Origin of the sequence: Microbacterium pasadenense, from assembly GCF_047246565.1 — a bacterium.
Classification (GTDB): Bacteria; Actinomycetota; Actinomycetes; order Actinomycetales; family Microbacteriaceae; genus Microbacterium.
Window position 1 is genome coordinate 215,184 of record NZ_JBFOKN010000001.1, and the last position, 10,646, is coordinate 225,829.

At 71.0% G+C, this 10,646-nt stretch carries 12 protein-coding genes; 3 read left to right on the plus strand and 9 right to left on the minus strand.

The features are described from left to right. Nucleotides 1-876, minus strand: a complete 876-nt coding sequence (locus tag AB3M83_RS01020; RefSeq protein WP_412944499.1) for an EamA family transporter — start codon at nt 874-876, stop codon at nt 1-3. Next, nucleotides 873-2,126 carry a serine hydrolase domain-containing protein gene (locus AB3M83_RS01025; protein WP_412944500.1) on the minus strand — a complete coding sequence of 418 codons (1,254 nt, stop codon included), beginning with the start codon at nt 2,124-2,126 and terminating at the stop codon, nt 873-875. The genes AB3M83_RS01020 and AB3M83_RS01025 overlap by 4 nt, the downstream gene beginning before the upstream one ends. Before the next feature lie 84 nt (nt 2,127-2,210). On the opposite strand from AB3M83_RS01025, the gene AB3M83_RS01030 reads away from it, so the two are divergent. Both AB3M83_RS01030 and AB3M83_RS01035 read left to right on the plus strand, forming a co-directional pair. Beyond that, entirely contained in the window at nt 2,211-2,519 is a 309-nt protein-coding gene (locus AB3M83_RS01030; RefSeq protein ID WP_412944502.1) for a DUF2470 domain-containing protein, read from the plus strand. A gap of 119 nt (nt 2,520-2,638) precedes the next feature. Beyond that, nucleotides 2,639-3,292: a biliverdin-producing heme oxygenase gene (locus AB3M83_RS01035; RefSeq protein ID WP_412944503.1), complete on the plus strand. Its 654-nt coding sequence runs from the start codon at nt 2,639-2,641 to the stop codon at nt 3,290-3,292. Nucleotides 3,293-3,352: 60 nt separating this feature from the next. Here AB3M83_RS01035 and AB3M83_RS01040 read toward each other — a convergent pair whose 3' ends face one another. Continuing rightward, nucleotides 3,353-4,741 (minus strand): ATP-dependent DNA helicase, encoded by a 1,389-nt coding sequence (locus AB3M83_RS01040; RefSeq protein WP_412944504.1) that lies wholly within the window; start codon nt 4,739-4,741, stop codon nt 3,353-3,355. Between the two features lie 35 nt (nt 4,742-4,776). Between AB3M83_RS01040 and AB3M83_RS01045 the strand changes: the two genes are divergently transcribed. Then, nucleotides 4,777-5,901: a hypothetical protein gene (locus AB3M83_RS01045; protein ID WP_412944505.1), complete on the plus strand. Its 1,125-nt coding sequence runs from the start codon at nt 4,777-4,779 to the stop codon at nt 5,899-5,901. Nucleotides 5,902-5,928: 27 nt separating this feature from the next. Here the strand turns inward: AB3M83_RS01045 and AB3M83_RS01050 are convergent, their stop codons facing one another. The 6 genes from AB3M83_RS01050 to rpmB all read right to left on the minus strand — a co-directional run bounded on the left by AB3M83_RS01050 (nt 5,929) and on the right by rpmB (nt 10,547). Further along, nucleotides 5,929-7,911: a bifunctional copper resistance protein CopD/cytochrome c oxidase assembly protein gene (locus AB3M83_RS01050; protein WP_412944506.1), complete on the minus strand. Its 1,983-nt coding sequence runs from the start codon at nt 7,909-7,911 to the stop codon at nt 5,929-5,931. A gap of 101 nt (nt 7,912-8,012) precedes the next feature. Next, complete coding sequence (locus AB3M83_RS01055) at nt 8,013-8,291, minus strand: HU family DNA-binding protein (RefSeq protein WP_412944507.1); 279 nt, start codon at nt 8,289-8,291, stop codon at nt 8,013-8,015. Between the two features lie 232 nt (nt 8,292-8,523). Beyond that, nucleotides 8,524-9,669, minus strand: coding sequence for an alpha/beta hydrolase (locus AB3M83_RS01060; RefSeq protein ID WP_412944508.1), 1,146 nt, complete (start codon nt 9,667-9,669; stop codon nt 8,524-8,526). 161 nt (nt 9,670-9,830) lie between these two features. Further along, the gene (gene rpsN, locus AB3M83_RS01065) at nt 9,831-10,136 is read right to left on the minus strand and encodes a 30S ribosomal protein S14 (protein WP_412944509.1); all 306 of its coding nucleotides are present in this window, start codon (nt 10,134-10,136) and stop codon (nt 9,831-9,833) included. 4 nt (nt 10,137-10,140) lie between these two features. Then, nucleotides 10,141-10,311 carry a 50S ribosomal protein L33 gene (rpmG, locus tag AB3M83_RS01070; RefSeq protein ID WP_005051772.1) on the minus strand — a complete coding sequence of 57 codons (171 nt, stop codon included), beginning with the start codon at nt 10,309-10,311 and terminating at the stop codon, nt 10,141-10,143. Next, nucleotides 10,311-10,547 (minus strand): 50S ribosomal protein L28, encoded by a 237-nt coding sequence (rpmB, locus tag AB3M83_RS01075; protein WP_412944510.1) that lies wholly within the window; start codon nt 10,545-10,547, stop codon nt 10,311-10,313. The genes rpmG and rpmB overlap by 1 nt, the downstream gene beginning before the upstream one ends. Nucleotides 10,548-10,646 lie beyond the last annotated feature (99 nt).

Below are 10,646 nucleotides of genomic sequence, written 5' to 3' on the forward strand. Positions count from 1 at the left end.
TCAGCCGACCGGCTCGGCCACCTCGCGGGCACGACGGCCACCGGCACGCACCGCGCCGATCGAGGCCGCGATGACGAGCCCGATCCCGACGAGCTCGAGCACGCTGAGGTGCTGACCCAGCAGGACGAATCCGGCCAGGGCCGCGGTCGCGGGGGCGAGCGCCATGAGGATCGAGAACGCTGCCGCCGGCAGGCGACGCAGGGCGATCAGTTCGAGCGCGTACGGGATCGTCGACGACAGCAGCGCGACCGCAGCGCCGAGGGCGACCAGATCGAGCCGGAGCAGCGCGGCGCCGGCGTCCGCGATCCCGAGCGGAAGCGACAGCAGTGCCCCCGCGAGCATCGCCAGCGCGAGCCCGTCGAGTCGGGGGAACGCCGCCCCCACCTTCGCCGAGGCGAGGATGTAGAACGCCCAGCACACCGCTGCGGCCAGGGCGAACGCCACTCCGAGCAGGTCGAGGCGGTCCCAGCCGCCCCCGCCCAGGGCGACGACGCCGGCGAACGCGAGGCCCGCCCACAGCCAGGCGGAGGCCCGCCTGCTCGCGATGATCGACAGCACGAGCGGGCCGAGCACCTCGATCGTGACCGTGACGCCGAGGGGGAGTCGCTCGAGCGCCAGGTAGAACGTGCTGTTCATGACGGCGAGCGCGAGCCCCAGCTGGAGCACGGCGACCCAACCGGTCCGACCGTGGCCACGCAGGTTCGGTCGGGCGATGAGCAGCAGGATGACGGCCGAAAACACGAGCCGCAGCATGACCATGCCGAGCGGTCCCACCTCGGGGAACAGCAGCACCGCGAGTGAGGCGCCGAGCTCCTGACAGATCAGTCCGATGACGACGAGACCGACGGCGGATGCCGGTGTCGCGCGAGCGGTCACGCGGGGCAGACGGCGAGCTTGTCGATCTGGTCGGCGAGGCTCTCCGCCGTCCACGGCAGGCCCGCCTCGGGTGCGGTGCGCCCGTCGGCGGCGGGAGCCTTCGAGGCGATAGCCGCGAGCTGCCACGAGAGCACCCGGGCGATGGCCGACGAGGCGCGCGAGTTGTTCAGGACGACCACGACGGCGAGGCCCGTCTCGCGGTCGGCGTAGGCGGACGTCATGTACCCGAACAGCGACCCGTGCTGACCGATCAGCGACCCCGCCTGGAACGCACCGCCGTCGGCGGTGAACCATGACGGCGCGCCGTCGCTGACCTGACGGGCATCCTCCCAGCGGCCCGGGACGTCGTACGTCCGCGCGCCCGTGGCGAGCGCCTGCACGTAGGTGGCGAGATCGTCGACGGTGGAGGTGACGCCGGATGCCGCCGAGCCCGCCGACGGCGAGAGCGCGGTCAGATCGACGGGGTCGGCGCAGTCGACCCGGTCGTCCACGGTGGTCGAGTAGAACCCGCCGAGCCGGTCGTCCGGGACGCCGGCCGCCGCCCGGTAGGTGGTCTTCTCGAGTCCGAGCGGCTCGAAGACGTACTCGTCGTAGAGGGCGCCCAGCGTCTTGCCGGTCACGCGCTCGAGGACGATGCCGAGCAGGACGTAGCCGGTGTCGGAATCGGCGTACCGCTTGCCGGGCGCGAAGGCGCGGTCCTGCGCCAGGCCGTAGGCCGCGATCTCCCGCGACGTCCACACCCGCTCGGGATTCGCGATCAGGCGCTTGCGGAGCGCGTTCATGTAGCCGTGGATGCCGCTGGTGCTGTCGCACAGCTGCGCGAGCGTGATGTCCGACACGTTCGGATAGGTCTCGACCAGCTCCGTGACCGTGTCGTCGAGCTCGACGGCGTCCGCGGCGGCGAGCGCGTACAGCACGTCGCACGTCATGGCGCGGGTGACGGCGGTGGCCTTGAACGTCATGTCGGGCTCGACGGCGGCGCCGTCGGGGCCGGTCGTGCCGAGCCCTTCGACCCACTGTCCCGACCAGGGAGCGTAGACGCCGACGATGGCGCCGGTCGATCCGGTGGCCTCGATGGCCCTCTCGGTCGCGGCCTGCAGCTCGGCGCGGACGTCATCGGGCAGCGAACCCTCGACCTGGTCGACGCCGACGTCGATGACCGGCGGCTCCGGAGCGCATGCGGCGAGGCCGAGTGCGAGGCCGATGGCCGCCGTTGCAGCGATCAGCCGTCTCGTACCCCGTCGACCCACGTGCCGCACCCCCATCGCAAACCTCCTTCGATTACAGCACATCCACCGCCGTCGGCCCGCGAGGCCCCGCCCTAGGCTGACACGATGACCCACGTTTTCGATGACGACGTCGTCGCCGCCGTGCTCCGGCACATGAACGCCGACCACCTCGACGACAACCTCCTCATCTCGCGGGCGTTCTCGCCGCTCGGGGATGTCGTCAGCGCGACGATGACCACGTTCGACGGCGACGCGGGCCAGTGGCACGTGATCACGGCGGACGGCTCCGAGGAGGTCATCCGCGTGCCGTGGCCGGGCGGCTCGATCACGGCCCGTCCCGAGGTCCGCCGCGAGATCGTCGCGCTGTACGACGCCGCGTGCGCGCGGCTCGGCGTCGAGGCACGCCCGCACTGATCTCCGGGACCGCCCCCGATCATCCCGGAGCGCCGGCATCCGGACCGACGGACCTGCGGATCAGACCTTCAGGGGATCAGACCTTCAGGTTAGCTGACCCTTACTGTACGATCGGCCTCATGTCCGAACTCGTCCCCTTCTCCGCCGCGGTCCGGGAGCGGACCACCGTCGCGCACTCCTCCAGCGAGGGTGCCGACTTCATGACCGACCTGATGCGCGGCAGGGGATGCCGCGAGGACTACGTCGCGCTCGTCGCGCAGCACTGGTTCATCTACGAGGCGCTCGAAGCCGCCGCCGAGCGGATGAAGGACGACCCGGCGGCCGCCCCCTTCATCAGCACGAAGCTCACGCGGCTTCCGGCGCTCGAGGCCGACCTGGAATTCCTCATCGGCGACGACTGGCGCGACCGGATCTCGCCGCTGCCCACGACGGCGGCCTACACCGCCCGCATCGCCGAGGTCGGCAGGTCCTGGGCGGGCGGTTTCGTCGCCCACCACTACACGCGGTATCTCGGCGACCTGTCCGGCGGCCAGTTCATCGGCAGGCTGATGGCCCGTCAGTTCGGCTTCGAGACGAACGGCATCGGCTTCTACGTCTTCGAGGAGATCGCCGACCCGGCGGCGTTCAAGGACGTCTACCGCGAGCAGCTCGACGCGGTGCCGTGGGATGCCGCGGAGCGCGAGCGCGTGATCGACGAGGTCCTCTTGGCGTACCGCTTCAACACCGATCTCTTCGTCGACCTGGCGGCCGCCAAGGCGGGCGCAGCCGCCTGACACCGCCGGCGGGTCCGCGCGAGCCCACCGGCCGGTCCCGGCACGGGCGGACGCCGGGGCTCACCCCGCCTGTGCGGCCCGCACGCCGGCCATGAAGCGGCGGACGTCGCGGTCGACGAGGATGTCGGCGGGGCGCAGCGGCCGCGACAGGAAGAGCCCGTCGAGCGACGTCAGCCGGGACAGGGCGACGTACGTCTGCCCCGGTGCGAACGCCCCGCCGCCGAGGTCGATGATCGCCCTGTCGTACGTCTTGCCCTGCGACTTGTGGATCGTGACCGCCCAGGCCAGTCGCAGCGGGAACTGGGTGTACTCCGCGACGATGTCACGGCTGAGCTTGCGCGTCGCCGGATCGTACGCGTAGCGGAACTTCTCCCACACGGTGGGCTCGACGTCGTGCTCTTCGCCGTCGAGCTCGACCCGTACGCTCGCGCCCGCGATGCGCGTGACGGTCCCGATCGAGCCGTTGACCCACCGCGGTCCGTCGCCGCCGAACCCGCCGATGTCGTTGCGCAGGAACATCACCTGCGCGCCGACCTTGAGCTGCAGCTCCTGATCGGCGGGGTAGGCGTCACCGCGACCGAAGTCGCCGCTGATCTCGGCCCGCGCGGTCTGCACCGGACCGGGCAGCGCATCGAGGTGGCGCTGGTTGATGCGCGCGACGATGTCGTTGCGCGTGGCGAGCGTGATGATCGGCACCTCGCCGTCGACGGGCTCCGGGGGCTTCCGCGACCCGGCCGCGTTCAGCGCGTCGGCGATGTCCGCGGTGACGATGCCGTGGCGCACGGCGTTCAGCATCCCCTTGAACGCGTCGTCCGACTGCCGGTGGATGTCGCGCAGCTCGGCGATGTGGAGCGGCGCGCCCACCCGGCCGAGATCGAGCAGGCCGTCCGAGCGGATCGCGCCGGCATCGCCCCGCGGACCCGCCCATACCTGCGCGTCGAAGAACCAGAACGACCGGTAGTGGTCCTGGATGTATCGGAGCTCGTCGCCCCGGGGCGGTACCGGCGACAGCTGGTACGGGTCGCCGAACATGACGACCTGCACGCCGCCGAACGCCTCGGAGCGCCGCCGGCGCGCCTGCCGCAGCGAGCGGTCGATCGCATCCATGACGTCGGCGTTGACCATCGAGATCTCGTCGATGATGAGGGTGTCGATCGCGTTCAGGATCTTGCGGGTGGCATCGGACTGCTCGAGCTCACTGTCGGCGATGAGGCCGATCGGCAGCCGGAACAGCGAGTGGATCGTCTGCCCCTCGACGTTGAGCGCGGCCACGCCCGTGGGCGCGCAGACGGCGATCTGCTTGGAGGTGTTCCAGGCGAGGTGCTGCAGCAGGGTCGACTTTCCGGTGCCGGCGCGACCGGTCACGAACACGTGCTCGCGGGTGTCCTCGATGAGGCGGAACAGCGCGTCCTGTTCAGGCGACAGGGGCGGCGTACTCACCGGATCCATGCTAGCTATCAGCCAGGACTTTCTAGACTGATCGCGTGGAGCGTATCGGGGGCGACGGCAGCACGGATGCCACGGCATCCGTTCCCGCGCCTCCGCCCGCCACGCGCACCGAGACCGTGGCCGCACCCCGGCATCGGCGGAGGCTCGCGTTCGACCTCACCGCGCTCGGCATCGTCGGGGTGCTGCTGATCGGTGCGATCGCCGCATCGGGAGCCGTTCTGTACCGCCAGCTGTACAGCCCCACCGCCTTCGTGCTCGACTACCTCCACCTGCTCGAGGACGGCCGCGCGAGCGACGCGCTGCAGCTGCCGGGCGTCGCCGTCGAGGAGGCCGAGGCGGAGGCGGGCGTGCAGGGCGACGCGAGCGACGCCCTGCTGCGGAGTGAGGCGCTCGCGCGACTGTCGGACATCGAGCCGGTCTCGGAGGTCACCTCGCCCGAGGGCACGACCGCCGTCACCGTCTCGTATCGCGTCGGCGGACACACCGGCGAGACCACGTTCGACGTCGAACGCGACGGGAGCGTCGGGCTCGCCCCGACCTGGCGATTCGCGTCGAGTCCGCTCGCGGTCATCCAGCTCGCGGTCCGCGGGTCGATGGAGTTCCTCGTCAACGGATTCGCGATCGACAAGCGGCAGGTCTCGCCCGACGGACTCGACGCCGACCCGCTCGAGCCGGTGGCGCTCCTCGCCTTCTCCCCGGGCCTGTACTCGATCACCGTCGACACCGCCGTCACCGAGAGCCCGGGCGTCGCCGTGCTGACGGATGCGCCGCTGACCACCGTTCCGGTGTCGTTCCAGGCGTCGCCGACCGACGAGTTCATCGACGTCGTGCAGCGCAAGGTCGACGCCTTCCTCGCGGACTGCGCGACGCAGCAGGTGCTGCAGCCGACCGGGTGCCCGTTCGGCTACTACGTCCGCAACCGCATCGTCGAGCCGCCCAGCTGGTCGATCACCGAGAAGCCGAAGGTCGCGCTCGAACCCGATGGGGCGGACTGGGCGATCACCCGCACCCAGGCGGTGGCCGAGATCGACGTGCAGATCCGGTCGATCTTCGACGGCTCGATCTTCGACGTGCGCGAAGAGGTGCCCTTCTTCATCACCGGCACGATCACGATCCTCCCCGACGGCACCGCGTCGATCGCCGTCTCCGCGTCGGACTAGGCGGGCGGCGGATGCCGCGGCACGCGATCAGCCGCGCGCGGTGGCCTTCGCGTCGCGCTCCGCGATGGCGGCGAGGCGGGCGTTGTACGCCTCGAGCTCCGCATCGCCGGTCCGGTCGGCGTGCCGGTCGGAGCTCCGCTGCTTCCGGTCGTCGGAGCGGCTCCACTGCACCGCGACCGTGATCGCGAGGATCAGCGTCGGCAGTTCGCCGATCGACCACGCGATGCCGCCGCCCACGTACTGGTCCGCCAGGGGATCGAGGCCCCAGGTGCGTCCCATCGACCCGAACCACTCCGCCACGAACAGGCCGGACGACATCATGATCGCGATGCCGAAGAAGGCGTGCATCGCCATCACGGCGATGAGCGTGAGCAGGCGCATCGAATGCGGCAGGCGGTACGGCACCGGGTCGATGCCGACGAGCGACAGGACGAGCAGGTAGCCGACCGTCAGGAAGTGGACGACCATCCACTCGTGCCCGAGGTGCTCGTACAGCGTCCAGCGGAACAGGTCGGTGTAGTAGAAGGCCCACAGCGACACGATGAACAGCGCGGCCGCGACCAGGGGATGCGTGATGACCTTGGCATAGGGGCTGTGCACGGCCCAGAGGATCCACTCCCGGCCGCCGCGCGTGCCGTCGGCACGCCGGCGGATGGCCCGTGAGGCGAGGCTGACCGGAGCGCCGAACACGAGGCACATCGGGATCGCCATCGACAGCAGCATGTGGCCGGCCATGTGCACGCTGAACAGGTAGTCCTGATACGCGTTGACCGGTCCGCACGTCACCCACAGCAGCAGCAGCAGGCCGAAGGTCCACAGCGCGGTGCGCCAGATCGGCCAGCGGTCCCCGCGCGCGGCGAGGCGCCGCACGCCGGCGAGGTAGAAGAAGAGGCCGAATCCGACGGCGAACGCCCAGATGAGGTCGATGTCCCACTGGGTGAGCCACCGGTCGATGGTGAGCTCGGGCGGCAGGCGCGAGCCGGTGAGGACCTGCGCCGGGGTCTGCACCGTGGGCAGCGAGGTGTCGACGGGCGGCGGGGTGACGGAGAGCGCCACGGCGGCGCCCGACGCGATGCCCATGAAGGCGACCTCGACGGCGATCAGCGTCCAGAAGCGCGCGGCGACGGCGGCGGTGCGGATGCCGGCGATCAGCCGGCGCCGGTACACCGCGCCGAGCAGTCCCGTCCCCAGCAGGGCGGCGACTTTCACCGCCAGGACGGCGCCGTAGGGCGAGAACAGGTTCTCCCACGTGACGAGACCGACGACGGCCCGTGCGATGCCGGACAGCGCCACGACGACGAAGGCCGCGAGGGCGATGCTGGAGTAGCGGCCGAGCACGTCGGCCAGCCGGCCGCGCTCAAGGACGGGACGCAGCAGGACGAGGAGCAGCAGGCCGCCGAGCCAGACCGCCGCGGCGATGATGTGGAGCGTCAGCGACGTGACGGCGGTGTTGTGGTTCGCCTCGTCGCCGGCGTGACCCACGGTGGCCATCGGCACCATCGCGGCGACCGCGACCAGCGCGACCAGCAGGGTCGGCAGCCACCCCCGCACGGCGAAGGTGAGCACCGTCAGGACGGCGGCGGCGATCGTCGTGGTGAGCCACGCGGTGCCGGATTCGGTGTCGACGAGGAAGCGGCCGAGCTGCTGGCCGAACTCCGCGCTCGCGCTCAGCTCGGCGGGGAAGATGTTGAGGAACGTCAGGAAGGCCGTCGTGCCGCTGGCTACCGTGAGGATCGCGGCGCCGGCGGAGGCGGCATCCAGCGCGGTGTCGAACTCGGGTGTCCCCGCCGACAGCGCGAACAGTGCGAGGACGAGAGAGCCGACCAGCAACGACGCCGACAGGTTGACGACCAGCTCGGCGATCGGAAGGCCCCACCGGACGAGCGGCCCGGGGTCGCCGAGCGCGAGGGGTGCCGCGCCGCCGCCGTAGGCCAACGCGACCACCAGAGCGACCAGGGCGGACGCTGCGAGGATCGCCGGCCCGGCGTAGCGGAGCGCGCGAGAGTTCACTCCCCCAGCCTACGCGCGGGCACATGGGCGCGAGCCGTGGGAGGGGCGAACGCCGAGGGGGGATGCCGCATGGCATCCCCCCTCGTACGTGTGCGTCCGTCTTACTTGACGGCAGCCTTCAGCTTCGAACCGGCGCTGACCTTGACGCGCTTGCCCGCGGGGATGTTGATCTCCGCGCCCGTCTGCGGGTTGCGGCCCGTGCGAGCGGCGGTGTCGACCTGCTCGAACGCGATCCAGCCCGGGATCGAGACCTTCTCACCCTTGGCGACGGCCTCGGAGACGGACGAGAAGAGCCCGTCGACGACGCGCGAGACGGTGGCCTGGCTCTCGCCGGTGGCGCTGGCGATGCTGGCGACGAGTTCGGTCTTGGTGATGGCCATGGTGCTCCTCCAGACGGCGAATCGCCGCCTTCAGTTACTCGGACCGACGGCGTGAACTGTCGGCTGGTCATTGCGACCGGTCCCGAATATACCCACGAACCGCATGTTTCCGCGGATTTCGACGCGTCCGACGCCGATTCACCCGGCGTGTCGCCGTCGGATTGTGACGGATGCGACGGATGTGACACCCGCCGCAGGGAGCCCGTCGAGCCCGCGGATGCTCGTCCCGCGGTCAGAGGCGGCGCAGGGCTCCGACGACCTCGTCCTCCCAGCGCCGGGCGGCGGGGAGCGCGCCGACGAAGATCGGGGTGTCATGGGTGACGCCGAGGTAGCGCGTGGCGCTCGCGTCCACCCCCGCCGCGCGCAGCTTCGCCGCGTACATCGCGCCGTCGCGGCGGAGCGGATCGTACTCGGCGGTCAGGACGAGGGTCGGCGGCAGGCCCGACAGGTCGCCGGCGCGCATCGGCGACGCGTACGGCTCCTGGGCGAGGCGCCGGTCGCCCAGGTAGGTGCGGACGACCGAGAGCATCTCGCGAAGCGCGAGGACGGCCGGGATGCCGAGCGCCCACGTCGGCCGGAAGTCGATCCAGCGGCCGGTGAGGTCGGTGACGGGCACCTCGAGGATCTGGAGGGCCACCGGGTGCCGCGCGCGATCGCGGTTCATGAGGGCGAGGGCGGCGGCGAGACAGCCGCCCGCCGACGTGCCGTTGACGCCGATCCGCCCCGGATCGATCCCGAGCTCGCCGGCGTGCGCGTGCAGCCAGTCCCAGGCCGCGTAGACCTGCTCCGTCTGCACGGGGTACCGGCGCTCGGGCGCCAGCGAATAGTCGACCGCGACCAGCACGACGCCGGACGCCTCGGCGCGGCGACGGCATGCGGCATCCGCGGTCGGATAGTCGATGCCGCCGATGCGGAACGCGCCGCCGCCCATGACGAGGCAGGCGGGCGCCGGGGCGGTGCCGTGGGTCGGCCGGTACAGCCGGACGCGGACCTCGGGATGCCCGGGGACCGGGATCCGGTGCTCCGCGGTCTCGAGGTCGGGCCCCGGGAGCCCGACGGTCCGCAGCTCGGTGCGGTCCCAGTTCAGAGCGGCGCGGCGGTGGCGCTGTCGCGGGGTGAGCGGAGGCCTCCTGGTCTTCGCCTCGGTGCTCGCTCCGACCGGAACGGGCGCCGGACCCGGTGACGGCGAGGGCGTCGCGGGCATGGATCCCGGTGGCACGCCTTCGGCGGCGGGAGACCCCGCCGGGGTCATCTCGGCGGGGGGAGTCGCGGCGCCGCGCGGCGCCGACCAGCGCGCGGTGATGCCCTTCCACGCCTGCGTGAGCAGGTAGATGCGGTGGGCGCGCAGACGCTCGCGGAAGAACGGATCCAGTGGCATGCGGCTCCTCCCGACGGTCCGAGGGTAGTCGCGCCGGTGAGGCCCTCAGGCCCCGTCGCGCGAACGGTCCCGGCGGGGCATAATGCGTGCGGCATCCGTCCCGCCGACGACGACGGCCCGCCCCTCCGGAGAGGAACGGGCCGTCGTCGTGAAGCGGGTGCTTACCAGCTGGACTTGGTCACGCCGGGCAGCTCGCCACGGTGCGCCATGTCGCGGAAGCGGACACGCGAGATGCCGAACTTCGACAGGTGGCCGCGGGGGCGTCCGTCGATGGCGTCGCGGTTGCGCAGGCGGACCGGCGATGCGTTGCGGGGGAGCTTCTGCAGGCCGACGCGGGCGGCCTCGCGGGCCTCGTCGGTCGCGTTCGGGTCGACGAGGGTCTTCTTCAGCTCGGCACGCTTCTCGGCGTAGCGGGCGACGATGACCTCGCGCTGGTTGTTGCGCGCGATCTTGCTCTTCTTGGCCATGCGATCAGCGCTCCTCTCGGAATTCGACGTGCTTGCGGATCACCGGGTCGTACTTCTTGAGCACGATGCGGTCGGGGTTGTTGCGACGGTTCTTGCGCGTCACGTAGGTGTACCCCGTGCCGGCGGTCGACCGCAGCTTGATGATCGGACGGACGTCCTGAGCCTTCTTCGCCATTAGAGCTTCACACCCTTCGCAACGAGGTCCTTGACGACCGACTCGATGCCGCGGGCGTCGATGACCTTGATGCCCTTAGCCGACACGTTCAGCGTGATCTTGCGACCGAGCGAAGGAACGAAGTAGGTCTTCTTCTGCACGTTCGGGTCGAAGCGGCGCTTCGTCCGGCGGTGCGAGTGCGAGATGTTGTGACCGAAGCCGGGAACAGCTCCAGTCACCTGGCACACTGCTGCCATAGTGATTCTCCTTAGTACCGTGACACCGGACGGTGCCACCCAAGATCCCTTGTCTGCACCCCGCTCCCAGACACGACGGATGGTCGTCTTCTGAAGGTG

What these genes read in the sequence shown, in the direction of transcription:
- AB3M83_RS01030 (WP_412944502.1), top strand. Translation starts at nt 2,211, where the DNA reads ATGACCCACGTTTTCGATGACGACGTCGTCGCCGCCGTGCTCCGGCAC.
- AB3M83_RS01035 (WP_412944503.1), top strand. Translation starts at nt 2,639, where the DNA reads ATGTCCGAACTCGTCCCCTTCTCCGCCGCGGTCCGGGAGCGGACCACC.
- AB3M83_RS01040 (WP_412944504.1), bottom strand. Translation starts at nt 4,741, where the DNA reads ATGGATCCGGTGAGTACGCCGCCCCTGTCGCCTGAACAGGACGCGCTG.
- AB3M83_RS01055 (WP_412944507.1), bottom strand. Translation starts at nt 8,291, where the DNA reads ATGGCCATCACCAAGACCGAACTCGTCGCCAGCATCGCCAGCGCCACC.
- AB3M83_RS01060 (WP_412944508.1), bottom strand. Translation starts at nt 9,669, where the DNA reads ATGCCACTGGATCCGTTCTTCCGCGAGCGTCTGCGCGCCCACCGCATC.
- rpsN (WP_412944509.1), bottom strand. Translation starts at nt 10,136, where the DNA reads ATGGCCAAGAAGAGCAAGATCGCGCGCAACAACCAGCGCGAGGTCATC.
- rpmG (WP_005051772.1), bottom strand. Translation starts at nt 10,311, where the DNA reads ATGGCGAAGAAGGCTCAGGACGTCCGTCCGATCATCAAGCTGCGGTCG.
- rpmB (WP_412944510.1), bottom strand. Translation starts at nt 10,547, where the DNA reads ATGGCAGCAGTGTGCCAGGTGACTGGAGCTGTTCCCGGCTTCGGTCAC.